General features: G+C 38.6%; 24 protein-coding genes. 16 read left to right on the forward strand and 8 right to left on the reverse strand.

Annotation, left to right across the window (positions count from 1 at the left end; genetic code table 11):
* Positions 1–159 precede the first annotated feature (159 nt).
* On the forward strand, positions 160–747 hold the full coding sequence (gene rimJ / locus DD649_RS02860) for a ribosomal protein S5-alanine N-acetyltransferase (protein WP_294103403.1): 588 nt from the start codon (positions 160–162) through the stop codon (positions 745–747).
* 91 nt (positions 748–838) lie between these two features.
* On the forward strand, positions 839–2,377 hold the full coding sequence (gene murJ / locus DD649_RS02865; protein WP_294103405.1) for a murein biosynthesis integral membrane protein MurJ: 1,539 nt from the start codon (positions 839–841) through the stop codon (positions 2,375–2,377).
* A 182-nt stretch (positions 2,378–2,559) separates the two neighbouring features.
* Here the strand turns inward: murJ and argS are convergent, their stop codons facing one another.
* On the reverse strand, positions 2,560–4,290 hold the full coding sequence (gene argS / locus DD649_RS02870; protein ID WP_294103406.1) for an arginine--tRNA ligase: 1,731 nt from the start codon (positions 4,288–4,290) through the stop codon (positions 2,560–2,562).
* Positions 4,291–4,490: 200 nt separating this feature from the next.
* On the opposite strand from argS, the gene DD649_RS02875 reads away from it, so the two are divergent.
* Together DD649_RS02875 and cutC are read left to right on the forward strand one after the other, a co-directional pair.
* Positions 4,491–5,045: a VOC family protein gene (locus DD649_RS02875; protein ID WP_294103407.1), complete on the forward strand. Its 555-nt coding sequence runs from the start codon at positions 4,491–4,493 to the stop codon at positions 5,043–5,045.
* Positions 5,046–5,227: 182 nt separating this feature from the next.
* Positions 5,228–5,989, forward strand: coding sequence for a copper homeostasis protein CutC (gene cutC / locus DD649_RS02880; RefSeq protein ID WP_294103409.1), 762 nt, complete (start codon positions 5,228–5,230; stop codon positions 5,987–5,989).
* 42 nt (positions 5,990–6,031) lie between these two features.
* On the opposite strand, the gene cmoB is transcribed toward cutC, so the two are convergent.
* From cmoB to DD649_RS02905, 5 genes are all read right to left on the reverse strand, one after another.
* Positions 6,032–7,003 carry a tRNA 5-methoxyuridine(34)/uridine 5-oxyacetic acid(34) synthase CmoB gene (cmoB, locus tag DD649_RS02885; RefSeq protein ID WP_294103411.1) on the reverse strand — a complete coding sequence of 324 codons (972 nt, stop codon included), beginning with the start codon at positions 7,001–7,003 and terminating at the stop codon, positions 6,032–6,034.
* On the reverse strand, positions 7,000–7,755 hold the full coding sequence (gene cmoA / locus DD649_RS02890) for a carboxy-S-adenosyl-L-methionine synthase CmoA (RefSeq protein WP_336428979.1): 756 nt from the start codon (positions 7,753–7,755) through the stop codon (positions 7,000–7,002). The genes cmoB and cmoA overlap by 4 nt, the downstream gene beginning before the upstream one ends.
* Before the next feature lie 142 nt (positions 7,756–7,897).
* Positions 7,898–8,296, reverse strand: coding sequence for an MAPEG family protein (locus tag DD649_RS02895; RefSeq protein ID WP_294103416.1), 399 nt, complete (start codon positions 8,294–8,296; stop codon positions 7,898–7,900).
* Positions 8,297–8,446: 150 nt separating this feature from the next.
* Positions 8,447–8,851, reverse strand: coding sequence for an NUDIX domain-containing protein (locus DD649_RS02900; protein ID WP_294103418.1), 405 nt, complete (start codon positions 8,849–8,851; stop codon positions 8,447–8,449).
* A gap of 134 nt (positions 8,852–8,985) precedes the next feature.
* Positions 8,986–9,306 (reverse strand): DUF4377 domain-containing protein, encoded by a 321-nt coding sequence (locus DD649_RS02905; protein WP_294103420.1) that lies wholly within the window; start codon positions 9,304–9,306, stop codon positions 8,986–8,988.
* Positions 9,307–9,886: 580 nt separating this feature from the next.
* Here DD649_RS02905 and aspS point away from each other — a divergent pair.
* From aspS to ruvB, 6 genes are all read left to right on the forward strand, one after another.
* Entirely contained in the window at positions 9,887–11,668 is a 1,782-nt protein-coding gene (gene aspS / locus DD649_RS02910; RefSeq protein WP_294103422.1) for an aspartate--tRNA ligase, read from the forward strand.
* A gap of 12 nt (positions 11,669–11,680) precedes the next feature.
* Positions 11,681–12,112 (forward strand): dihydroneopterin triphosphate diphosphatase, encoded by a 432-nt coding sequence (nudB, locus tag DD649_RS02915; protein ID WP_294103425.1) that lies wholly within the window; start codon positions 11,681–11,683, stop codon positions 12,110–12,112.
* Positions 12,113–12,142: 30 nt separating this feature from the next.
* A complete protein-coding gene (locus tag DD649_RS02920; RefSeq protein WP_294103427.1) occupies positions 12,143–12,886 on the forward strand; it encodes a YebC/PmpR family DNA-binding transcriptional regulator in 744 nt (247 codons plus the stop codon).
* A 242-nt stretch (positions 12,887–13,128) separates the two neighbouring features.
* The gene (ruvC, locus tag DD649_RS02925) at positions 13,129–13,650 is read left to right on the forward strand and encodes a crossover junction endodeoxyribonuclease RuvC (protein WP_294103429.1); all 522 of its coding nucleotides are present in this window, start codon (positions 13,129–13,131) and stop codon (positions 13,648–13,650) included.
* A 175-nt stretch (positions 13,651–13,825) separates the two neighbouring features.
* Positions 13,826–14,443 carry a Holliday junction branch migration protein RuvA gene (gene ruvA, locus DD649_RS02930; protein ID WP_336428986.1) on the forward strand — a complete coding sequence of 206 codons (618 nt, stop codon included), beginning with the start codon at positions 13,826–13,828 and terminating at the stop codon, positions 14,441–14,443.
* Positions 14,444–14,459: 16 nt separating this feature from the next.
* Complete coding sequence (gene ruvB, locus DD649_RS02935; RefSeq protein ID WP_294103433.1) at positions 14,460–15,470, forward strand: Holliday junction branch migration DNA helicase RuvB; 1,011 nt, start codon at positions 14,460–14,462, stop codon at positions 15,468–15,470.
* A gap of 78 nt (positions 15,471–15,548) precedes the next feature.
* Here the strand turns inward: ruvB and znuB are convergent, their stop codons facing one another.
* Together znuB and znuC are read right to left on the reverse strand one after the other, a co-directional pair.
* Positions 15,549–16,334, reverse strand: coding sequence for a zinc ABC transporter permease subunit ZnuB (gene znuB, locus DD649_RS02940; protein ID WP_294103435.1), 786 nt, complete (start codon positions 16,332–16,334; stop codon positions 15,549–15,551).
* Positions 16,327–17,094, reverse strand: a complete 768-nt coding sequence (gene znuC / locus DD649_RS02945; RefSeq protein ID WP_336428989.1) for a zinc ABC transporter ATP-binding protein ZnuC — start codon at positions 17,092–17,094, stop codon at positions 16,327–16,329. Before znuC ends, znuB begins: the two co-directional genes overlap by 8 nt.
* A gap of 76 nt (positions 17,095–17,170) precedes the next feature.
* Between znuC and znuA the strand changes: the two genes are divergently transcribed.
* The 6 genes from znuA to DD649_RS02975 all read left to right on the forward strand — a co-directional run bounded on the left by znuA (position 17,171) and on the right by DD649_RS02975 (position 24,695).
* Complete coding sequence (gene znuA, locus DD649_RS02950; protein WP_294103437.1) at positions 17,171–18,130, forward strand: zinc ABC transporter substrate-binding protein ZnuA; 960 nt, start codon at positions 17,171–17,173, stop codon at positions 18,128–18,130.
* A gap of 28 nt (positions 18,131–18,158) precedes the next feature.
* Positions 18,159–19,481, forward strand: coding sequence for a murein DD-endopeptidase MepM (mepM, locus tag DD649_RS02955; protein ID WP_294103439.1), 1,323 nt, complete (start codon positions 18,159–18,161; stop codon positions 19,479–19,481).
* A 123-nt stretch (positions 19,482–19,604) separates the two neighbouring features.
* Positions 19,605–20,576 carry a lauroyl-Kdo(2)-lipid IV(A) myristoyltransferase gene (lpxM, locus tag DD649_RS02960; protein ID WP_336428990.1) on the forward strand — a complete coding sequence of 324 codons (972 nt, stop codon included), beginning with the start codon at positions 19,605–19,607 and terminating at the stop codon, positions 20,574–20,576.
* Positions 20,577–20,949: 373 nt separating this feature from the next.
* Positions 20,950–21,471: a fimbrial protein gene (locus tag DD649_RS02965; RefSeq protein WP_294103443.1), complete on the forward strand. Its 522-nt coding sequence runs from the start codon at positions 20,950–20,952 to the stop codon at positions 21,469–21,471.
* Positions 21,472–21,525: 54 nt separating this feature from the next.
* A complete protein-coding gene (locus DD649_RS02970; RefSeq protein ID WP_294103445.1) occupies positions 21,526–22,182 on the forward strand; it encodes a molecular chaperone in 657 nt (218 codons plus the stop codon).
* Positions 22,183–22,193: 11 nt separating this feature from the next.
* Positions 22,194–24,695: a fimbria/pilus outer membrane usher protein gene (locus DD649_RS02975; protein WP_294103447.1), complete on the forward strand. Its 2,502-nt coding sequence runs from the start codon at positions 22,194–22,196 to the stop codon at positions 24,693–24,695.
* Positions 24,696–24,698 lie beyond the last annotated feature (3 nt).

Here is a 24,698-nt window from a genome sequence, read left to right on the forward strand (position 1 = left end):
AGGGAAGGATTCTTAATGTTTCTTATTAATAATATCAGTAGAATATAGAAAGTCAGATGATATTTTTTTATCGATGTAGCAAGGCAGGATTGATGATTTATTTTTATCGTTGAATATCGCTGTTTGTTTTATAATTAAAAAATTAATTAAGGGACTACGATGTTTGGTTATCGGTCAAATGAACCCAAAGTGCGTCTTATTACTGAAAGGATGATCGTTCGTTTAGCATATGAGCGTGATAATTATCGGTTAGCTGACTATTACAGCTTAAATAAAGACTTTTTAACGCCGTGGGAACCTATTCGTGATAATTCACATTTTCAACCAGCGGGTTGGAATAATCGATTACATGTTATGAGTGAAATGCATCGTCAAGGCAGTGCCTTTCACTTTTTGTTGCTAGATAACGATGAAAATGAAGTTATCGGCGTGGCTAATTTTAGCAATGTGTTGCGCGGCGCATTTCATGCTTGTTATTTGGGTTATTCACTTGGTGAAAAGTGGCAGGGACAAGGTTTGATGCATGAAGGATTAATACAAGCAATTCAATATATGCAAAAGCATCAGGGGATGCATCGTATCATGGCGAATTATATGCCACATAATTCACGCAGCGGTAATTTGTTAACCCGCCTTGGTTTTGAGCGCGAAGGATATGCTAGACAATATCTGCAAATAAACGGCGAGTGGCGTGATCATGTGTTAACTGCGTTAACCGATGATACTTGGAAACAACCTAAATCCTAGACTTATAAACGCTTAATTTACCTTTCAATCGTAGTCAGTCGTGTCATGGGCTGTTAAACTGGCACGATTGTTTTCTTTTAGTCTATCTATCATGAATTTATTAAAATCGCTGGCGGCAGTAAGCTCCATGACCATGATGTCTCGTGTGCTTGGGTTTATCCGTGATGCTATTATTGCTCGAGTATTTGGTGCAGGAGCGGCGGCAGATGCTTTCTTTGTCGCATTTAAGTTACCTAATCTATTACGTCGAATCTTTGCTGAGGGCGCATTTTCTCAGGCTTTTGTACCCATACTTGCTGAATATAAAAATCAACAAGGTGAAGAGGCAACTCGAACCTTTGTGGCTTATATCGCGGGAATGCTAACGCTTGCGCTAGCGATTGTTACTGTTATCGGAATGATTGCCGCTCCGTGGATAATTTATATTACGGCGCCAGGCTTTACGGATGACGCTAACAAATTTGCATTAACAACTGATTTATTACGTGTCACTTTTCCTTATATTTTCTTAATTTCGTTGGCCTCCCTTGCTGGCGCAATTCTTAATACATGGAATCGGTTTTCTGTTCCTGCTTTTGCTCCGACATTGCTCAATGTTAGTATGATTTTCTTTGCGGCTTTTGCCGCGCCGTATTTTGATCCTCCGATTATGTCATTGGCTTGGGCGGTATTAGTCGGTGGCGTATTGCAGCTAGTCTATCAACTTCCACATCTAAAAAAGATCAGTATGCTCGTATTACCGCGTCTCTCTTTTCGCGATAGTGGTGTTTGGCGAGTAATGAAAATGATGGGCCCCGCAATTATAGGGGTGTCAGTTGCGCAAATTTCACTGATTATTAATACTATTTTTGCTTCTTTCTTACAGTCAGGCTCTGTTTCTTGGATGTATTATGCAGATAGATTGATGGAGTTGCCTTCGGGGGTGCTTGGTGTGGCACTTGGCACCATTTTACTACCTTCTCTTGCAAAAAGTTTTACGAGTGGTAATCAACAGGAATATCGCCATTTGATGGATTGGGGTCTACGTTTATGCTTACTTTTAGCCTTGCCTTGCGCAGTAGGCCTTGCTGTATTATCTGAAGCATTAACGGTTTCGTTATTCCAATATGGTAATTTTACGGCTCATGATTCGCTTATGACCCAATATGCTTTAATGGCCTACTGTGTCGGCCTTACCGGTATGATTTTGGTAAAAATATTAGCCCCCGGTTTTTATTCACGTCAGAATATTAGAACACCGGTTAAAATTGCGATAGTTACACTCATCTTAACGCAGTTAATGAACTTAGCATTCATTGGGCCGATGCAACATGCTGGTCTTGCACTTTCCATTGGTATTGCAGCCTGTTTTAATGCAGGAGTACTGTATTGGCAGCTGCGTAAACAAGATATTTTCCAACCATTGGCTGGATGGCGTGGTTTTATTTTTAAATTACTGATTGCGGTTGTTGTGATGACTGGAGTGCTATTTGCTGTATTGCATTTTATGCCACAGTGGCAAGAGGGCAATATGTTAATGCGAATGTTACGTTTGATGGGCGTCGTAGTTGTTGGTGCTGGCAGCTATTTTGTGGCGTTGTATGCACTTGGTTTTCGTCCTCGTGATTTCAAGAAACACAGTATTGCGTAATCAATATTTTTAAAATACAAATAGCTTTGTGAACATTCAGCCCAGCTAACAACTAGTTGGGCTGATTTTTTTAATTATAATGAGCATTATCAAGACTGAACAGATAAAATAATAGCCCACCAGAGTGAGCTATTATTGGAAATTGCAAGCTTATAACTTACAGGCTGATAGCCAATAAGAAATTACATTCTTTCTACGGTTTCAATACCTAAAGTATCAAGGCCTGTTTTTAATGTTTTTTGTGTTAGGGCTGCTAATTTTAAACGACTTTGGCGTTGCGCTTCGCTTTCAGCAGAAAGGATAGGGCAATGTTCATAGAAGCTTGAGAATAGACCCGCAAGGTCATACAGATAAGCACACATCACATGTGGTGTGCCTTCACGAGCAACCGTTAGAATTGTTTCTTCAAATTGCATTAAACGTGTTGCTAGCGCCATTTCACGAGGGTCTTGTAGCACGATTGGTAAGGTTAAATCGGTTTCAGTCACATCGGCTTTTTTGAAGATAGAGGCAACACGGGTATAGGCATATTGCATATATGGCGCTGTATTACCTTCAAACGCTAACATATTGTCCCAATCAAAAATGTAATCAGTGGTACGATTTTTTGAAAGATCCGCATATTTGACTGCACCAATACCAACTACATTCGCAACGTTGAGCAGTTCATCCTCATCCATATCTGGATTTTTTGAACGGATCAAGGTTTGAGCACGTTCAATCGCTTCATCTAATAAGTCTGTAAGACGTACAGTACCACCTGAACGGGTTTTGAATGGCTTACCATCCTTGCCTAGCATCATACCGAACATGTGGTGTTCAAGCGCCATAGACTCAGGAATATAACCTGCTTTACGTACGATAGTCCAAGCTTGCATTAAATGCTGATGTTGGCGTGAGTCAATATAATATAGAGAACGATCCGCATGTAACGTTTCATAGCGGTATTTCGCACAAGCAATATCGGTTGTGGTATATAAGAAGCCACCATCTTTTTTCTGGACGATAACGCCCATTGGTTCGCCTTCTTTATTTTTGAATTCGTCAAGAAAGACAACCGTTGCGCCTTCGCTTTCAACTGCTAAGCCTTTTGCTTTTAAATCAGCAACAATTTCTGGCAACATACTGTTATACAAACTTTCACCCATCACATCATCTTCGGTTAAGGTGACATTTAAGCGCTGATAAGTTTGTTGGTTTTGTTGCATTGTGATATCAACCAGTTTACGCCACATTTTACGGCAGTATTCATCACCTGATTGTAATTTAACGACGTAACTACGCGCTCGTAGGGCAAACACTTCATCGTCGTCATAGTGCTTTTTAGCTTCACGATAAAATTCTTCAAGATCAGACAATGCCATGTCACTGGCATCTTCATTTTGTACTTTTTCTAGATAAGCAATTAGCATACCAAATTGCGTACCCCAGTCACCGACGTGATTGGCACGAATAACTTTGTGGCCAATAAATTCTTGAGTACGTGCAGCAGCATCACCAATAATGGTTGAACGCAGATGACCAACGTGCATTTGCTTGGCAACGTTTGGCGCAGAATAGTCAATAACGATAGTTTCTTGTTTTACAGGCGCTAAACCTAATCGCTCACTCACGAGTGCTTTTTCGGCACAATTTGCAATCCAGCCCGATTCAAGAAAGATATTGATAAAACCTGGGCCGGCGATTTCAACTTTAGTCGCAATACCTTCAAGATCTAAATGGCTGACAATTTGTTCGGCCAATTGTCTTGGCGGCATACCCATTTTTTTAGCTGCGCCCATAACACCATTAGCTTGATAGTCACCAAATTGTGACTTGGCAGATTGACGAACAATTGCCTCGCTGCCTTCTGGAGCACCCGCTGCTAGCATTGCAGCATAAATTTTATCTGAAAGAATGGCCTGAATATTCACCGAATTACCTTAAATAACGAACATAGTTACCGTATTGTGCCATCACAAGCGCGGAACTAAAAGGTGGAAGAGAAAAATCGGCAGATTTTATACCATATTTTAGGGGGGGCGTGCTACAGTCTGCGCGTTTGTTTATCTTTTATTATTATTGATTCGACTATTATTTAGATGTTGAGCCTTGTTGAAAAGAGTGTTTTTAAATGATTGATTTATCTATTGTTCCTGAGTTAGATGATTTATGGGCTGATTTGCCTGTATTTGAGCAGAAACTACAATTGATGGCAACAGAGCTTCAAATTTCTCTAACTGATTATCACATTGACCATATTTCAGTTCGTTGCCACCACCTTATAACTGCTAATCGTTGGCATGATGGGTTAATAAAATGTGCAAACTTACTATCAGATAACCAAATTAATGGTCGATCTATCCGTTTGTATGAGCTCATTCAGCCAATTGTCGTCGCCGGACAAAATGTCTTTATTATTGAATTGCCTTTCCCTAAAGATAAAATTTATCCGCAAGAAAGTTGGGAACATATTGAAATGGTCGTTGATGTCGAACCTGATTTATTGATTAGTGTTGCCACAAATTTGTTACCTAATCCGCTACCCGAAGGTTTTAGTATGAAAGAGAGTCAGCCTAAAGGGCAGAGTGAAAGACTACCTAATCCCACATTAGCAGTGACAAATGGAATTATTACCGTTAAATATCATCCTTTTTCGCTAAAAAAGATAATTGAAAGTGAAAAATAAGTGATGTAATTAACGTTATTGATAATTGCTCCCATAGAACTCCTCATGGTGTGATATCTATCCGGTAACTGTTATCAATAAGTGGCATTATTAATCGTTGTGTTAACGAATAACATACTTACCCTAAGTTATTAATTAGGGCATTTAAAGCAATCGCTTTATTACCATTTTTGGAGGTGACCATGGCAAAACTGGAAATTTGCTGTTTCGGAATCGAATGTGCTCAAGTGGCTCAAGAATATGGTGCTGATCGCATTGAACTATGCTCGGGTGCAGCTGATGGCGGATTAACGCCAAGCTATGGATATCTAAAACTGGCAAGAGAAAAAATTCATATTCCAGTTCATCCAATTATTCGTCCTCGTGGTGGGGATTTTTGTTATGACATGAGTGAGTTTGATGTCATTCGTGAAGATTTAATTATGGTCAAAGAAATGGGATTCCCGGGTGCGGTAGTCGGTATCTTGGATAGAGAAGGGCGTATTAATCTAGACCGTATGCATGTATTAATGGAAATAGCACAAGGAATGAATATTACGTTCCATCGTGCTTTTGATATGTGTATCAATCCATTACTTGCTTTGGAACAGTTAAAAACGCTCGGGGTGGCGCGTATTTTAACTTCAGGTCAGCAGCAAAGTGCAGAGCTGGGCCTTCCTTTACTTAAAGAGCTACACGAAAAAAGTCTTGAAATTAATGGGCCTCAGATTATGGCGGGCGCTGGCGTGCGTTTAGCGAATTTAAGTAAGTTTATGGAAATTGGCCTTGCAGAAGTTCATAGTTCAGCAGGTAAAACCGTTCCCTCGAGTATGAGTTATCGTAAAGTGGGGGTGACCATGGCATCGAATAGTGAAAGTGATGAGTTTACGCATTATTGTGTTGATGGCCCAACGGTTGAAGCAATGAAAGATTTTATTTCAATTACTGAAAAAGTTTCGGCATAACGTTTTTAATGAAAATGAGGGAGGCAGATACCTCCCTTATTTTTAAGGTTTACGTGCGACTAAAATGGCACGAAGTGGTGCAGGATAACCTTCAATTGTTTTGGTCATATCATTTGGGTCTAAAAACTCAGCCAGTGACTCCGTTTTCATCCATGGGGTACGACGTTGTTCATCAACAGAAGTAACCGCTTGATCAACAATACGAACATCAACAAATCCACATTTTTCTAACCAAATCTTGAGCATTTTTGCTGACGGGATAAAGTAAACATTACGCATTTGTGCATAACGTTCTCCCGGTAGTAGGCATTGGAACTCATCCCCTTCAATGACTAAGCTTTCTAATACTAATTCACCTTCGCTGACTAACTGATCTTTCAGTTGCCATAAATGGTCAAGAGGTGAGCGGCGGTGGTAAAGTACACCCATTGAAAAAACAGTATCAAAAGCATTTAACGCAGGAAGTTGCTCGATACCTAATGGTAATAAATGTGCGCGCTGGTTATCACCTAATAATTTTCTCACCGCTTCGAATTGGCATAAAAAAAGCTGGGTAGGATCGATGCCGACGGCAAACTTAGCGTCTTCACCCAACATGCGCCACATGTGATAACCACTTCCACAACCTACATCTAACACATAGCGGTCTTTGAGTGGGGATATATGCGGTAGTACGCGATCCCATTTCCAATCTGAACGCCATTCAGTATCGATATCAACACCGTATAGTGAAAAAGGTCCTTTACGCCAAGGTTTGAGTTGTTCGAGTATATTATTAAGGCGACGAGTTTCCCCTGATGAAAGCTCAGGATCACGGGTTGCAGTGACGCTTTGTTTTAAATCTAAATCTGTAGGTATCATCAATGGCAGGTTATCAAGCATTTTTTCCCATGATGAAAAGCCGCCATGTAAACCTTTTTTCTTCCACTCAGTTAATTGAGCAGGTAGTGTATCAAGCCAATGGCTTAAAGGGCCTACTGCGATTTGCTGATAGAAACGACCGAAATCTATCATGAGTTAGCCTCTTTTAACGCTAATAAAGAACCGAAATTAAAGCATTGAAACCAGACTTCACAATGGGTAAATCCTGCTTTATTTAAGCGAGATTTATGTGTAGCTACTGTATCTGTTAGCATCACGTTTTCTAACATGCTGCGTTTTTGACTGATTTCTAATTCGCTGTAGCCATTGGCACGTTTAAAATCGTGGTGCATGTTGAACAGCAATTCACCGATTTCGCTATCTTCAAAATTAAATTTCTCAGAAAGGACTAAAATTCCACCTGGCTTTAACCCTTGGTAGATTTTATTAAGTAATAATTGACGATCTTCTGGATTCAGAAATTGTAATGTAAAATTAAGTACAACCATTGATGCATTTTCTATTTGAACATGGCGAATGTCGCCTTCAATGATATCAACTGGTGTATCTGCTTTATATGCATCAATATGACGTCGACAGCGCTCTACCATAGCTGGTGAGTTATCAACCGCAATAATTTTACAATTATCGGCAGTTAAATTACGACGAATAGACAGTGTTGCCGCCCCTAATGAGCAACCCAAGTCATAAACTTGGCTATTTGGTGTAACAAAACGTTCTGCTAACATGCCTATCATAGTAATAATATTAGAATAACCCGGCACTGAGCGCTGGATCATATCGGGGAAAACTTCGGCAACTTTTTCATCAAATTGCCAATCGCCTAAGTTAGCAATTGGTGCAGAAAAGAGGCTATCTTGGTGTTTCGAATCCTGACTTGACATAAGATCTGTATTAAATTAATAAATAAAACGAAGGTAGTTGCGGATTGTAGCAGAAAGCTGCAAAACCTGAAAATCTATCAGTACACCGCAAAAATGAAAATACGATAAAATTTTTCAAAAATATCGTATGGAATGAGAAAATCTAAAGTTCAAATGTGAATATTTGAATCCAAGGTAAATAGTAGGTATTGGCGATAACCATGAGTGTCATTGCAATATAGGTTGCGGCCATACCTGATCGACGGTAGGCGTAATCGTGATTTTTTAGTCCATAGGAATGCAATAACCGGCCTGCGACTAGAATAATGCCACAAAGATGGATCATCCATACTTGCGCACCATTCATCTCCATTAATAATAATAAAATTAATGAGATAGGAATATACTCAATTGCATTACCATGAACACGAATAGCCGTCTGCAATTCATAAAAACCGCCATCCCCATAAGCAACGCGGTACTGGCCTCGTAATTTCACGACATTTAAAGATAACCTAAGCAGCAGTAAGGCACCTAGTACAGCATATAAAGAGCTGACCATTTTTTACTCCACCATCAGACCAAACATATTATTAAAATAAATAAAGTTATAAATTATACTAATGCATATTGAGGCTAATTTATGAATTGTAAGGGTTAAAAAGTGGTTCTACAAATCAAATTACGCTTTTTGTGGGAATTCATTAGCGAATTATTCAATTTTTCCGTCTTGTTTTAACTTAGATAAAATAGTTATCGCAGTAGTAGAGCAATGAGATAGATCACGGGTATCAAACCAAGCTAATTCAGCAATTTCTGCGGCAGGCTTTGGCAAGCCTTGATAATCTGCAAAATAACAACGAATACGAACTTGTGTTCCGTCTTGTTTACCATCGGCAAGGCCAATGAACTCACCATAAAAACATATTGAATTAATATCTAACTGTAATGTAAGTTCTTCTTCTATTTCTCGACATAATGCTTGTTCATCCGTTTCACCTTCTTCACGCTTACCACCAGGAATATAAAATAAGTGTTTATTATGAGAACGCACCATTGCAATTTTCTGGTGAGATAATGTAATTAACCCAAGTTTGTCGATAATTTTAGCGCTCATAATTTAATCTCTTTTGTCATATTTGCTGTTGGCCTAATTTAGTTATTGGCCATTATATTGACGAATATATTCAATATTATTAAAAAGGTCAGCAAGTGTAAAACACCTGCTGATTACTGATTAAATTGTCGTGATTATTTTTTCTTTTCGACTATTTTTACTAGCTCATAACGGATGTTTGGTGCATCAGCCGGTGGATTTGGTACATCAAATTGTTTCACTTGTAATATGTAATTGTAACCTGTTTCATAATCAAAACCTTGAATCGAACCATAAAAGAATTGCCACTCATCAGCCGGATTTTCTTTTATTTTCATACATTTCATTGGTGCAACACCAACACAGTCAGCAAGAGAGGAATCGACATAAAAAGTCTTACTATTATCAGACGGTTTCATCGTTTGACATCCTGCAAGTAGAAGTAGCATTGATGTCGCGAGTAAGTATTTTTTCATTGATAATCCTTAGGTTGCTTTCTATTTTCATCATTTCGCTGTCATTATAGCAAACTGAAAACGGTAACAATTCTGAAAGCGAAAATAATTAAAGAAAAAATAATTTTTTAGTTGAATTCCAGTGCGATTTGAATTTGAGTCATCTGGACTGGTGTAAATGAATGGTTTTCATGTGGAGATCATGCGAATTTTGCATAAAAGAATATGAATAGGCTAAATAACCTTTGTTTGAATATGTACATCATGGGCTGAGTCCCTTAAAATCATCTTTGTCATAGTTCAAGTTTCAAGGGTGTTAGTCACATATTAGTACTCTTAAAATTTGAGTTATTTAGAGGATGAAATTTTCTGTTGATAAAAGTCAATATTATTATTGTATTTAGTTAGCTAAAGTCAGTGAAAATATGATTAAAAAACAAAATGATTTAGGCTTTATGCCAAATAGGTAACTGTTTGTCTAACAGAATTTCCTGTATAATGTCTGCCTTTTTGACATTCTGAATTTTCAGCTAAATGTTCAGCAAGATGCCAAATTTTCGCAGCAAGCAAATGCACAACAAGCTGAGTAAAAGGATATAGTATGCGTACTAATTATTGTGGGCAGTTAAACATCGCTCATGAAGGCCAAAAGGTCACTCTTTGTGGATGGGTAAACCGCCGTCGTGATTTAGGTGGTTTAATTTTTATCGATATGCGTGACCGTGAAGGTATCGTTCAGGTTTTCTTTGATCCAGAGCGTAAAGACATATTTGAAAAAGCGTCAGAACTGCGTAATGAGTTCTGTATCCAAATCACAGGAACAGTACGCGCTCGCCCAGATAACCAGAAAAATAAAGATATGGCGACTGGGGAAATTGAAGTTTTCGCTGAAGAATTCGATATATTTAATAAATCAGAGCCATTACCGCTCGATAGTAACCAAACAAACACAGAAGAAAGCCGTTTAAAGTATCGTTACTTGGATTTACGTCGTCCTGAAATGTCAGAACGCTTACGTACTCGTGCGAAAATTACGAGCTTTGTACGTAACTTTATGGATAAAGAAGGGTTTTTAGATGTTGAAACCCCGATGCTAACGAAAGCAACACCCGAAGGTGCACGTGATTATTTAGTACCAAGTCGTGTCCATAAAGGCAAATTTTACGCGTTACCACAATCACCTCAGCTGTTTAAACAACTTCTGATGATGTCTGGGTTTGACCGTTATTATCAAATAGTAAAATGCTTCCGAGATGAAGATTTACGTGCTGATCGTCAACCAGAATTTACGCAAATTGATGTTGAAACCTCGTTCATGACCGCAGAACAAGTGCGTGAAGTGATGGAACGTATGATCCGCAAGCTTTGGATTGATATAAAAGCGGTTGATTTAGGTGACTTCCCAATCATGACTTTTGCTGAAGCCATGCGTCGTTACGGTTCAGATAAACCTGACTTACGTAACCCAATGGAATTAGTCGATGTCGCTGACATTGTTAAAGATGTTGAGTTTGCTGTATTTGCAGGGCCTGCAAATGATCCTAAAGGTCGCGTTGCTGCATTGAAAGTGCCAGGCGGCGCAGTAATGACGCGTAAACAAATTGATGAATATGGTCAGTTTGTGGGCATCTATGGCGCGAAAGGTTTAGCGTGGATGAAAGTCAATGAGCGCGCAAAAGGCCTTGAAGGTGTTCAAAGCCCAGTTGCAAAATTCCTCAATGAAGAAATTATTGAGCAACTGTTGAGCCGCACAGGTGCAACTGATGGCGATATCATTCTATTTGGTGCAGGCGCAAAAAATGTCGTCACCGATTCTATGGGGGCACTGCGTTTAAAAGTGGGTCGTGATTTCGAACTGACCAATTTGAATAGCTGGCAGCCGCTATGGGTTATTGATTTCCCTATGTTCGAAGATAATGGTGAAGGCGGCTTAACTGCTATGCATCATCCATTTACATCACCAAAAGATTTTTCACCTGAAGATTTAGTGCAAAAACCAGAAGATGCTGTAGCAAACGCCTACGATATGGTTATTAATGGTTATGAGGTCGGTGGTGGTTCTGTGCGTATTCACCGTGGTGAAATGCAACAAACTGTCTTTAATATTCTCGGCATTAACGAAAAAGAGCAACGTGAAAAATTCGGTTTCTTACTTGATGCGTTAAAATATGGAACTCCGCCACACGCAGGCTTAGCCTTTGGCCTTGACCGTCTAGTAATGTTACTTACTGGAACCGATAATATTCGTGATGTTATCGCCTTTCCTAAGACAACGGCAGCGGCATGTTTGATGACAAATGCGCCAAGTTATGCAAATGCAGATTCACTTGCTGAGCTTTCTATTTCTGTTGTTTCGAAAGAAGCAGCGAAAGATGCAGAGTAACGAGTTCAAATAATGAAAAATTATAAGCACCCTGAATCGGTATTAGTCATTATTACGGCTAAAAATAGCGGTAGGGTGCTTATGATGCGGCGAAAAGATGATCCAGATTTCTGGCAATCAGTTACCGGTAGTCTGGAATTAAATGAAAATACTTATCAAACCGCACTTCGTGAAATAAAAGAAGAGACAGGCTTTGACCCAGAACAAAGCCAGTTACATGATTTGTCTCGTAGTATTATCTTTGAAATCTTCCCCCATTTTAGGCATCGTTATGCACCCGATGTTACGCATTGCAAAGAACATTGGTTTAAAATGGAGCTTAATGAAGAACAAGTGCCATCACTGACTGAACATACTGATTTTCGCTGGTTGAAGCCGCAAGAAGCTGCTAATTTAACCAAATCATGGAGTAACAGTCAGGCTATTTTAGAATTTGCTGTTTAATTATTTTATTGACGTTTTTGGAGATATTTCATGGCAGGTCATAGTAAATGGGCCAATACCAAACACCGTAAAGCGGCACAAGATGCTAAGCGCGGTAAAATTTTCACTAAAATTATTCGTGAGCTTGTTACGGCTGCACGTTTAGGCGGCGGTGATGCGGCAACAAATCCACGCCTGCGTGCTGCAATCGATAAAGCATTATCAAATAACATGACTCGTGACACGTTAAACCGTGCAATTGCGCGTGGTGTAGGTAGTGACGATAACGATAATATGGAAACCATCATCTATGAAGGCTATGGTCCTGGTGGTACTGCGGTCATGGTTGAATGTTTAAGTGATAACCGCAATCGTACTGTGTCTGAAGTGCGTCATGCGTTTACTAAAACTGGTGGTAACCTCGGTACTGATGGTTCTGTTTCTTATCTCTTCACTAAGCGTGGCGTGATAACGTATGCGCCGGGTGTTGATGAAGATGCATTGATGGATGCAGCTCTTGAAGCAGGTGCTGATGATGTTGAAACTTATGATGATGGTGCAATTGATGTTTACACAACACCAGAAACATTTGGTGAAGTTAAAGATGCGCTTGATGCAGCTGGTTTCACGAGTGAAGCTGCCGAGGTATCTTTGATACCATCAACGAAAGCTGAACTTGATGCTGAAACGGCTCCAAAGCTACTGCGTCTGATCGACATGCTCGAAGATTCTGATGATGTACAGGAAGTTTACCATAACGGTGATATTTCTGATGAGGTAGCTGAGTTGCTTTAATACGGATGAATTCGTATGGTTTAGCCATTGTCATTAAGAAGCACTCGCGTAGAGAAAGCGGGCTGGTATCAGCCTGTTTTCTCTAACGCCGCCATAATTTCCATTCTCTTTTTATTTATCATTCATACCCAAATATCTTATAAAAACAGTGCTTATCTAAACAATTACAGTGTTTGTTGTGATGATGATTAGATATAGATAAGATGATTAGATAAACAATAAGCAACATCAATAGGTTTAACATGGCGATTATTTTAGGTATTGACCCAGGTTCTCGTGTGACGGGATATGGTGTTATTCGTCAACAGGGTAGGCAATTGCTATATATGGGTAGCGGATGCATTCGTACTCAGGTTGATGATTTACCAAGCCGCCTGCAACGTATTTATGCGGGAGTCTCGGAAATAATCACTCAGTATCAGCCGGATGTTTTGTCAATAGAACAAGTTTTTATGGCAAAAAATGCCGATTCAGCGCTTAAATTAGGACAGGCTAGAGGCGTGGCTATTGTTGCCGCCGCGAACCAAAATATTCCTGTATTTGAATATGCTGCACGGCAAGTTAAACAAACCGTTGTTGGTACGGGTTCAGCAGAAAAAAGCCAAGTACAACATATGGTTAAATCGATATTAAAATTATCGGCTAGCCCACAGTCAGATGCCGCGGATGCACTAGCGATTGCCATTACGTATTGCCACTTTAATCAAAATTTATTAAGAGTTGGCGATCCCCGACTGGTATTAACCCGCGGACGATTAAGATAATATCTGGATATGCATCCAGTATTATTTGTGGTATAAACAGCATATTAATAACAATATATTGATAACAACATACATAAACTGCCAGGGCATTGCTTTAGTCTTATTTTGTTATACTTCAGCTGGCGTTACTTGGCATGCTTTATCATGGTTATAGTATTAAACTGAGGGTATCAGCGTGATTGGTCGTTTACGAGGCATCATTTTAGAGAAGCAACCACCATTAGTTTTATTAGAGCTACAAGGTGTTGGCTATGAAGTTCATATGCCAATGACCTGTTTCTATGAACTTCCTGACATTGGCCAAGAAGCCATCGTTTTTACCCATTTTGTGGTACGTGAAGATGCCCAGTTACTGTATGGCTTTAACGATAAACAAGAACGTGCTTTGTTTAAAGAATTAATTAAAGTGAATGGGGTAGGTCCAAAATTAGCTCTCGCCATTTTATCCGGTATGTCGGCACAACAATTTGTGTCTGCTATCGAACACGAAGCGATTTCCTCTTTGGTTAAATTACCGGGCATTGGTAAAAAAACAGCAGAACGCTTAGTGGTCGAAATGAAAGATCGCTTCAAAGGCTTGAATGGCGACTTATTCAACCAAACGAGTGATATCACTTTACCTAATGTAAACAGTCGAGTACCAAGTACTGCGGATATTGAGGCTGAAGCTGCGGCAGCATTGATTGCATTGGGTTATAAACCGCAAGAAGCCAGCCGTATGGTGAGTAAAATAGCGAAGCCGGGTAGTGATTCTGAAACATTGATCCGCGATGCTTTACGTGCCGCACTTTGATTAAGAGAATAAAACGATGATTGAAGCAGATCGCCTGATTACAGCAGAAGTCTTGCACAGTGAAGAAGAAGCGATTGACCGTGCGATTAGACCTAAACTGCTCGGCGAGTATATTGGGCAGCCGCAGGTTAAAGAGCAAATGGAAATATTCATCCAAGCAACTAAAATGCGCGGGGATGCCCTTGATCATCTATTAATTTTTGGCCCTCCAGGGTTAGGTAAAACTACTTTGGCTGGGATTGTAGCAAATGAGCTTGGTGTTAACTTTAGAACAACTTCAGGCCCTGTCCTCGAAAAAGCAGGCGATCTTGCGGCAATGCTGACTAACTTAGAGCCGCATGATGTTTTATTTATTGATGAAATTCATCGGTTATCACCTGTTGTTGAAGAAATACTGTATCCGGCGATGGAAGATTATCAACTGGATATTATGATTGGTGAAGGTCCCGCTGCGCGCTCAATAAAAATAGACTTGCCTCCTTTTACATTAATTGGCGCAACAACCCGTGCAGGTTCATTAACATCACCGCTTAGAGACAGATTTGGTATTGTACAGCGTTTAGAGTTTTACCAAGTGGATGACTTGCAACATATCGTGAAACGTAGTGCCCAATATATGGGACTTGATATTAGTGAAGAGGGTGCTTTGCAAGTAGCAAAGCGTTCTCGAGGAACTCCAAGGATCACAAATCGCCTGTTACGGCGAGTGCGTGATTTCGCTCAAGTTAAAGGTGATGGCACTATTGATAACGCTATCGCTAACCAAGCCCTAGATATGCTAAATGTTGATGCGGCTGGTTTTGATTATTTAGATCGTAAATTATTGGTCGCGATTATCGATAAATTCATGGGTGGACCTGTGGGGGTTGATAATCTTGCTGCTGCGATTGGTGAAGAGCGTGAAACCATTGAAGATGTGTTAGAACCTTATTTAATACAACAAGGTTTTATACAGCGTACCCCTCGGGGACGAATTGCGACAGCCCATGCTTATTTGCATTTTGGTTTAACGCCAAAAGTAATTTAAGTATAAATTAAAACGCCCTAATTCATGATTGAAATAGGGCGTAAGGTCATTGTAAGATCTAACTATTAATTATATTTATTAATTTTTAGCTTTAACAAATAAACTAAATACAAATAGTACTGCGGAGGTTAATACGACGGAAGGCCCCGCAGGTGTGTCGTAGAAAGCTGAAAAAGTTAATCCCCCGGTCACTGAGAGCATCCCGATCAATACCGCAATCGAGGCCATTTGTTCCGGTGTTCTGGCAAATCGGCGCGCGGTTGCTGCTGGGATGATTAATAACGATGTAATGATCAGTGCCCCGACAAATTTCATTGCAATACCAATAGTTAATGCCGTCACTAACATGAGTAACAAACGTAACCTTTGGACATTGATGCCATCGACAAACGCTAATTCAGAACTCACCGTAATGGACAAAAGCGCCCGCCAACGCCAAAAAAGCAACCCGCAAACGACAACAACCCCTATCAATATAGTGATAATATCTTCATAAGTTACTGAGAGTAGGTCACCGAATAAATAAGCCATTAAATCAACACGGACATTAGCCATTAGACTAACAACCACTAGGCCTAATGATAAGGAACTGTGAGCCATGATACCAAGTAAGGTATCAACAGCAAGTTGAGGGCGTTTTTCTAACCAAACTAAGATAACTGCTAATAATAAGGTAACAACAATAACGGCGTAAAATGGGTTTATATTGAGTAGTAGCCCAAATGCAACGCCTAATAAAGATGCGTGGGCGAGGGTATCACCAAAATAAGACATGCGACGCCAAACGACAAATGAACCTAAAGGACCTGCAGCAATTGCCAGTAACATACCGGCTATCCAACCCGGTAAAAGTAACTCAATCATGTTTGCAGTCCTTGCTGTGTTGATGTGGTGCGATAACATTACCTTCTAAATCATGCTGATGGTTATGTTGATGACGATAAACTCCCAGTTGTTGGGCGCCTCGATAGCCAAACATTGCGACAAATTCAGGGTGATTTGACACTACATCAGGGGCACCAGAGCAACAAATGTGGCCGTTAATACACAGGACTTTATCTGTTTTTGCCATCACTAAATGTAAATCATGGGAAACCATAAGTACGGCACAACCAAGCTCTGTTCTGAGCTGATTTATTAAGTCATAGAGTGCGACTTGGCCTGTTATATCGACACCTTGTGCAGGTTCATCAAGAACCAGTAAATCAGGTTTATTGAGAAGCGCGCGGGCAAGTAAAACGCGTTGGGTTTCTCCACCGGATAATTTTTGCATTGGTTGATTGATTAAATGGGTGGCTTTCATGCGTTCAAGTGCAGGTAATAGATGTTCTGAACGTACACCAAGCTTTAACATCATAAATCGTTTTACGGTTAGAGGGAGTGTGGTATCTAAATGTAGTTTCTGTGGTACATAGCCAATTGAGAGCGATGAGGCTCTTTCAATTGTGCCTGACGTGGGCGCTAATAAGCCCAGCACAACGCGAACAATCGTTGATTTCCCTGCGCCATTGGGTCCAAGTAAGGTCACAATTTCACCTTTATTGAGTTCAAAAGTGACATTGTTGAGAACTTCTTTTTCACCAAATGAAACAGATATTTTATTTAAATTAAGTAATGGTTGCATATGAAAAACATCTTGCAGAAATCATGTTGTGTTATATTATAACATTTCAAAATTAAAATCACGGAAAAAGACCACAATGACACATATTTCAAAAAATAACGCACGTAAATTGGTATTAGGCGCTATTGCGAGCTCAGTATTAAGTGCAACGATGGTTTCAACGGCAAGCGCGGATGTGGTCGCTTCTCTTCGTCCTTTAGCCTTTATCGCAGCTGGTATTGCTGATGGTGTCACTGAAACTCAAGTATTACTGCCAGACGGTGCTTCTCCGCATGATTATGCACTCAAACCTTCTGATTTGAAAAAAATTAAACAAGCAGATCTTTTTGTTTGGGTCGGACCAGAAATGGAGATGTTTTTACAGAAACCAATCAATACGTTAGCGCAGAATAAACGGTTGGCACTTGCTGAGCAGCCAAATATCAAAGCCTTGTTAATGGCTGAAAATCAAGAGGATGAACACAGTCATTCTCATACGGATGAAGCCAATCATGACAGCGATCACGAACATCATCACCATGGTGAGTATAATATGCACATCTGGTTATCACCGGAAATTGCAAATTTTGCTGCGCAAGACATTTATGAACGATTACTAGTGCTTTATCCTGATCAAAAAGAGAAGCTGGACGTAAACCTTCGTAAATTCAAAGAAAATATGACGCAAAACGATGAGAAAATTGTTAATATTTTAGAGCCAGCTAAAAACAAGGGTTATTTCGTTTTTCACGATGCTTATGGCTACTTTGAAAAACACTATCAATTGGCTCCTTTGGGGCATTTTACGATAAACCCAGAAATTCAGCCTGGTGCGCAGAAATTACATCAAATACGAACTCAACTGGTTGAGCATAAAGCCAAATGTGTTTTTGCTGAGCCACAATTCAGGCCCGCAGTCATTGAAAGCGTAGCTCGAAATACGGGAGTCAAAATGGGTACTCTCGACCCACTTGGTAGTGGGCTGGTAATAGGACCAGATAGCTATATGCAGTTTCTGACACAACTGTCAGAACAGTACGCGAGCTGCCTGAATTAGAATAGAAGGAATTTTTTAAGTGCAGCAAATGGCTAAAAGTCTAGCCCAGGTGTATGGAAGCCTATCTAGAACTCACAAAATTGTACTAAGTGCGCTCACTGTAGCGACAATGGCCGTCGCAATATGGCGGCCAGTTCATATTCCAACAACGACTGAAAATGACGGTACCCCTGACACCGTCATTCCTCTTGCATTATTACCCGCTAATGATGCTACTGATGATATTATTCAAGATAGTAGTGATCAATTACCTGATGAGGGTGTTGCAGATTCAGATACTGATGCAGCCGATGGTGATGGTGCGCCTATTCCTCATGAATATGTTGTCGCCAGTGGTGATAACTTAACCAGTATATTGACTCAATTTGGTATTGAAGCTGGCGACGTTGCTATGCTTTCTAATCAACACAAATCATTGCGTAACATGAAGATTGGTCAAACGCTTAATTGGGCATTGACCGAACAAGGTGAGTTACAGTCATTAACTTGGGAAGTTTCTCGTCGTGAAGTTCGCGTGTTTAACCGAATTGGCGCAACGAATAAGTTTGAAGAAGTAAAAGAAATCCGTACCGGCGAATGGACTAATAGTGTTCTAAATGGCTCGGTAGATGGTTCTTTTGCTCAAAGTACGAATAAAGCAGGCTTAACCCGCAATGAAGGTCGTGAAGTGATTAAAGCCCTTCAATGGCAGGTTGATTTTCGCAAATTGAAAAAAGGCGATAAATTCAGTGTATTGATGAGCCGTGAAATACTCAATGGCCGTAGTGAACAAAGCCAATTGGTGGGTGTTCGTCTTCAAACTAATGGCAAAAGCTATTATGCATTTCGTGCTGAAGATGGTCGATACTATGATAGTGAAGGTAATGGCTTAGAGCGTGGTTTCTTACGTTCACCTACGGCTAAACAATTTAGAGTATCTTCACAGTTTAATCCACGCCGAGTCAATCCTGTTACGGGAAGAGTTGCTCCGCATAAAGGTGTTGATTTTGCCATGCCAGTTGGTACGCCAGTACTTGCTGTTGGTGATGGTGAGGTGATCGTATCTAAATACAGTGGCGCTGCGGGTAATTTTATAGCGATCCGCCATGGCCGACAATATACAACTCGTTATATGCACTTACGTCAATTATTGGTTAAACCCGGCCAAAAAGTAAAACGTGGTGATCGTATTGCACTTTCAGGCAATACAGGACGCTCTACGGGGCCTCATTTGCATTTTGAAATGTGGGTCAACCAACAAGCGGTTAATCCTCTTACAGCGAAACTGCCGAACTCTGGTGGTTTAACGGGGAAAGAACGTAAAGAGTATTTAGCATTAGTGAAAGAAAACAAACCACAACTCAAACTATAATAGTTTAACTCTTAATCACAACATAATTGGCAGGTACTTGTATCTGCCAATTTTCTTTGTAATGCTTTCGCAAATTATTACGATACACTATAAGAAGATAGCGATTATTCACTTGGATACAGCATGAATAAAGATAAAGACACTGACAGTAAAAAAGGCTATGTGCCAACATTTCACCCCTCATATTTGCTACCTAAATATTGGGGCGTATGGGCAGGAGCCGCTATTTTTGTCGGGCTCGCCTATATACCTGTCAAGGTTAGAGACCCAATGCTGGCTAAAATTGGTAAATGGGTAGGCAAATTGGCAAAAAGTGCACGACGTCGCGCTAAAATTAATTTACTTTATTGCTTCCCTCAGCAGTCAGAAGAGCAGAGAGAACAGCTTGTTGATAGGATGTTTGAAACTGCGCCTCAATCTTTTGTTATGCTCGCTGAGCTGTGTGTTCGTGGTGCTGATAGGACATTAGCGAGAACACAGTGGCATAATAAAGAAATCATTGAACAGTTACAGCAACAGCAAAGTAATGTAATTTTTATGGTACCGCACGGTTGGGCTGTGGATGCACCTGCAATGTTACTTGCTGCTAGTGGCCAAAATATGGCAGCGATGTTTCATCACCAAAAAAACCCAGTTGCTGACTATTTATGGAATAAAGCGCGTTATCACTTTGGTGGGCGTTTGCATTCAAGAGAAGCAGGAATCAAACCTTTTATTGCGTCTGTAAGGCAAGGGTATTGGGGATTTTATCTCCCAGATCAAGATCACGGTGAAGAGCATAGTGAATTTGTGGATTTTTTTGCTACCTATAAGGCGACTTTACCGGCAGTTGGCCGTTTGATGAAAGTTTGCAAAGCTAAAATTGTTCCTTTATTTCCTGTTTATGATCACAAAACACATCAGTTACATATCTATATACGTGAACCTATGGATGATATTGATGGTAAAGATGACGAATATATTGCACGCAGAATGAATGAAGAGCTTGAATATCTCGTTTCGCCAAATCCAGAACAATATACATGGATATTAAAGCTATTAAAAACGCGTAAAGAGGGAGAATTAGAGCCTTATCAGCGCAAAGATTTATATTGATAGCTTCAAATTATAATTAAAATACCTTAAACCACGATAGTTAAATTTAATTGTCGTGGTTTTTTTTATGCGGAAAATAATAAATAACAAAATAGAAATTAATATTTTAATTTATTCGAAATCACAATTATTCAAAATGAAATTATATTTATTATTACACTAGTTATTAAGAGTTAACATTTTCAAGATGTAAATTTTTAAGATGGTAATTAATAAAAATTAACACGTCAATTTATTAGCATGATTAAAGTAGAGTGTTATATTTTAGGTGAGTGCTAATGTTAAGAATTTATAGTGGTGTGATTCATTCATAACGTAGTAATTAATAGCACAATAATTATTAACAGTTAAAAATTCATTTATAGGAATTGTTATGAGTATTTTAAAAAAAATGCTGATCGGAATAGGGATGGCATTAGCGGTAATAAACGGATCAACAGTTTTTGCTTTCGGTACTATTCATTTTACCGGTGAAATAACAGAACAAGCTTGTACAGTTGATAGTAGTTCCAAAGACCTTCATGTCGACCTTGGTAAAATTTCATCTAAGAATTTAAGTGTACAGGGGGAATTAGCGGGTCTGAAAGATTTTACAATAAAGTTAACTGATTGCCCTGAGAATTCAGCGGTGACAGTCAGATTTGGCGGGAATCGTGATCCTAATGACCAAGACCTTTTAGCGATAAACTCTGTCGAAGGTGCTGCTAAGAACGTGGGTATTGCTATATTTGAAAAGGATGCGGTTTCACAAATAAAGCTTTATGATGATTCAAAAGAAATCATCTTCACGAGTGCAAATATTGATTTAGATTATACCGCACGATATAAAGCAACGGGTGTTGTAACAGCTGGTTCTGCAAATAGCAGTGCTGTTTATAGTGTTCAGTATCAATAATTATTTTAGGGTAACCTAGGTTACCCTACAGTTATATTTTATGAAGACTATTTTATGAAAATAATATCAATATTTTTCTATTTTATTTTAATGTTAATTATACCTTTCGCTCAGGCTTCAGGAGTAAGTATAGGGGGAACTCGTTTTATTTATGAAATCAATAAACGTGAAATTAATATTCCTATTTTTAATGGAGATAAAGAAAAATCCTATTTAATTCAAAGTTGGGTATCTTCATTTGATAATAATACAAAGTCTCCTTTTATTGCTATGCCACCTTTATTTAGGATTGAACCAAATAGTCATGGTTCAGCACGCATTTCATATATTGGTGAGCCATTAGGGGCTAATCAGGAGAAACTTTATTTACTTAATGTAAAAGCGATACCACCTAAAGAGGGCAATGCTGAAAATGAGTTACAGATAATTATTAATTCACAATTCAAGTTATTTTTAAGATCACAAGATATGGTTCCGATTGATTTTGAACAGGTTAAAATAGTTAAAAAATCGGATGGTATAATGATAAATAATCAGACACCGTACCATTTATCGATTAAAAAAATATTAATTGATGGTAAGAAAGCTAAAGGTATTGGGATCGTTTATCCCTTTAAGAATGACTATATCCTTAAAATAAAAACCACCGATAAAAATTTAATTGAGGTTAAGTTTATTAATGATTATGGTGCTATTGTGGTTAAAAAATAAGAGTATATAAAATGTTGGCATCTAAATTTAATTTCATCACTATATATTATATAGTCATAATTGTTATAGGTATTTTCTCATATATTAATAATACCAATGCTGAGGACATATTTGACATTAATTCTATTAATATAGGTACTGATAGCCGAGTGGCTGATATTAATAACTTAGAGTATCTTTCATATGTAGGAGGACAGCTTCCTGGAGCATATTACGTTGATGTTTTTTTAAACAAAAAGAAAGTGGATAATAAAAAGATTATTTTTAAAGCTGACTATATTAATAAAAAACTTAGACCTGAAGTTACTAAAAGCATGCTAATTAATTGGGGGGTGAAAAACTTCGCTAGTATAGAGTTTAGTAAAAAGGATATGAATGAAAATATAGATAATTTTGATTCTATAATGTTAGGAGCTAACTATCATTATGATTTTTTACTTAATCGATTGGATATTAGTATTCCACAAATAGGATTGAAAAGTGTGAGTCGTGGACATATTGATGATAAAGAATGGAATGATGGAATTAATGCTTTATTTTCTAACTATTTAATTAGATATGACAAAAAATGGAATAAAGTTAGATTTAATCACGCTATAAAAAATAGTACTTATACTTTTATTGGTTTAAGAAGTGGATTAAATTATGAACAGTGGAGATTACGGAATCATAGTACCTATAGCCATGGTATGAATGGAAACTATTGGCATAATTTGCAAACCTATTTGGAGCGCGATATTCGATTAATAAAAAGCCATTTAATCTTAGGTGAAACGGCATCTGACAATGGCATAATGAAAAGTCATTCTTATTATGGTGTTAAACTTGTATCGAATGAAAATATGTTACCACAAAGTCAACGTGGATTTGCGCCGATTATAATGGGGATCGCGCAAAGTAATGCGCTAATTGTTGTTCGGCAAAATGACCATATTATTTATCAAACATCAGTGCCTCCCGGTAAGTTTGCACTTAATGATTTATACCCAACTTCAAGTAGTGGGGATTTAAACATTACAATTGAGGAAGCTAACGGTGCAACACGTTCTTATATACAGCCTTTTTCTACTGTACCTATGATGCAAAGAGCTGGCTCACTAAAGTACAGTATTGATATTGGGAAATATAATGTTAGCAGCGCTAAGCGTAAACCTAATTTTATGCAAGCTAGTGCATTATATGGACTACCTTACAACGTTTCCCTATATGGTGGGTTTATTATTTCAAAAGATTATCAGGCTTACAGTATCGGATCAGGTCTGAATTTAGGCCGAATTGGTGCTATTTCTGCTGATATTACCCATGCTTCTACTCAACTATGTAATAATATTAACGCGAGTGGCCAGTCTTATCGTGTGAATTATTCAAAGTACTTACCGAAAATCGGTACTGCATTTTCATTAGCATCGTATCGTTATTCAACCGATAGTTATTATGACTTTTCAACATCAAACAATAATGGCTATGATAGTGGAAGAAAAAAACAACAAATTCAATTATCAGTATCACAGTCTCTCGCTGATATTGGATATTTATCGCTTAATGGCTATCAACAATATTATTGGGATAAATATGCAATAGATAAAAATTTAACACTGAGCTTCAGTGGCTATTATAATAGGGTAAATTATGGTATTTCTTATTCATATTATCAACAAGATAACGATAAATCAAATGACGAAATGCTTTCTTTAAATTTTCATATTCCCTTTGATTTGGCGAAAAAAAATAATTGGTTAACTTACAATTACAATACCAGTAAAAAAGGTGATTTAATGAGTGCTGTGAGTATGAGTGGAACGAGTTTAGTAAATAATAATCTCCAATATGATATTTCCCAAAAATATAATCATAACCGAAAAGAATACAGTAATTCTGTGGATATTAATTATTTCGTATCGTTTGGTGACTATAATGCGGCATATCATTATGACCCACGTTATCATTCAGTTAATTTAGCGGCTACAGGGGCATTATTATTTCATTCGGATGGTCTAACAGCTGGACGTACTATGTATGATGCAGCCGTATTAATTAAAGCAAAAGGTATTAACAATCTAAAAATAAATAATGGACAATCGCTTTATACCGATATTTTTGGTTATGCTGTTATTCCGTCAGTTACGGGTTATGAGCGTAATCAAATTAGTGTAGATACTGCAACACTTAGCGCAAATGATGATGTAGGAAAAAATACGATAACAATAGTACCTACACAAGGTGCGATTGTGCTTGCAGATTTTGAAGCAAAACGCGGCGCACGAATTTTATTGAAATTATCTTATAAAGGTAAATTGATTGCCTTTGGTTCATTGGTATCTGTCTTTACTAATGGAAAGCTCATCACTAATGGGATCGTTGCAAATGATGGTGAGGTTTATTTAAGTGGTATTCCTAAAGAGCATCACATAGTTGTTAAGTGGGGAGCGAAAGATGAACAACAGTGTGGATTATCGGTGCCACTTTCATTAGATATTGGTGAAATTCAATTCATTGAGCGAATGTGTCAATAGGAG

It is taken from the genome of Providencia sp. (assembly GCF_003533305.1).
Lineage (GTDB): Bacteria > Pseudomonadota > Gammaproteobacteria > Enterobacterales > Enterobacteriaceae > Providencia.

What these genes read in the sequence shown, in the direction of transcription:
- DD649_RS02975 (WP_294103447.1), top strand. Translation starts at nt 22,194, where the DNA reads ATGTTGGCATCTAAATTTAATTTCATCACTATATATTATATAGTCATA.
- znuC (WP_336428989.1), bottom strand. Translation starts at nt 17,094, where the DNA reads ATGCAACCATTACTTAATTTAAATAAAATATCTGTTTCATTTGGTGAA.
- murJ (WP_294103405.1), top strand. Translation starts at nt 839, where the DNA reads ATGAATTTATTAAAATCGCTGGCGGCAGTAAGCTCCATGACCATGATG.
- rimJ (WP_294103403.1), top strand. Translation starts at nt 160, where the DNA reads ATGTTTGGTTATCGGTCAAATGAACCCAAAGTGCGTCTTATTACTGAA.
- DD649_RS02895 (WP_294103416.1), bottom strand. Translation starts at nt 8,296, where the DNA reads ATGGTCAGCTCTTTATATGCTGTACTAGGTGCCTTACTGCTGCTTAGG.
- mepM (WP_294103439.1), top strand. Translation starts at nt 18,159, where the DNA reads ATGGCTAAAAGTCTAGCCCAGGTGTATGGAAGCCTATCTAGAACTCAC.
- DD649_RS02875 (WP_294103407.1), top strand. Translation starts at nt 4,491, where the DNA reads ATGATTGATTTATCTATTGTTCCTGAGTTAGATGATTTATGGGCTGAT.
- ruvB (WP_294103433.1), top strand. Translation starts at nt 14,460, where the DNA reads ATGATTGAAGCAGATCGCCTGATTACAGCAGAAGTCTTGCACAGTGAA.
- DD649_RS02970 (WP_294103445.1), top strand. Translation starts at nt 21,526, where the DNA reads ATGAAAATAATATCAATATTTTTCTATTTTATTTTAATGTTAATTATA.
- znuA (WP_294103437.1), top strand. Translation starts at nt 17,171, where the DNA reads ATGACACATATTTCAAAAAATAACGCACGTAAATTGGTATTAGGCGCT.
- cmoB (WP_294103411.1), bottom strand. Translation starts at nt 7,003, where the DNA reads ATGATAGATTTCGGTCGTTTCTATCAGCAAATCGCAGTAGGCCCTTTA.
- ruvC (WP_294103429.1), top strand. Translation starts at nt 13,129, where the DNA reads ATGGCGATTATTTTAGGTATTGACCCAGGTTCTCGTGTGACGGGATAT.
- znuB (WP_294103435.1), bottom strand. Translation starts at nt 16,334, where the DNA reads ATGATTGAGTTACTTTTACCGGGTTGGATAGCCGGTATGTTACTGGCA.
- DD649_RS02905 (WP_294103420.1), bottom strand. Translation starts at nt 9,306, where the DNA reads ATGAAAAAATACTTACTCGCGACATCAATGCTACTTCTACTTGCAGGA.
- DD649_RS02900 (WP_294103418.1), bottom strand. Translation starts at nt 8,851, where the DNA reads ATGAGCGCTAAAATTATCGACAAACTTGGGTTAATTACATTATCTCAC.
- DD649_RS02920 (WP_294103427.1), top strand. Translation starts at nt 12,143, where the DNA reads ATGGCAGGTCATAGTAAATGGGCCAATACCAAACACCGTAAAGCGGCA.
- DD649_RS02965 (WP_294103443.1), top strand. Translation starts at nt 20,950, where the DNA reads ATGAGTATTTTAAAAAAAATGCTGATCGGAATAGGGATGGCATTAGCG.
- cutC (WP_294103409.1), top strand. Translation starts at nt 5,228, where the DNA reads ATGGCAAAACTGGAAATTTGCTGTTTCGGAATCGAATGTGCTCAAGTG.
- aspS (WP_294103422.1), top strand. Translation starts at nt 9,887, where the DNA reads ATGCGTACTAATTATTGTGGGCAGTTAAACATCGCTCATGAAGGCCAA.
- cmoA (WP_336428979.1), bottom strand. Translation starts at nt 7,755, where the DNA reads ATGTCAAGTCAGGATTCGAAACACCAAGATAGCCTCTTTTCTGCACCA.
- lpxM (WP_336428990.1), top strand. Translation starts at nt 19,605, where the DNA reads ATGAATAAAGATAAAGACACTGACAGTAAAAAAGGCTATGTGCCAACA.
- nudB (WP_294103425.1), top strand. Translation starts at nt 11,681, where the DNA reads ATGAAAAATTATAAGCACCCTGAATCGGTATTAGTCATTATTACGGCT.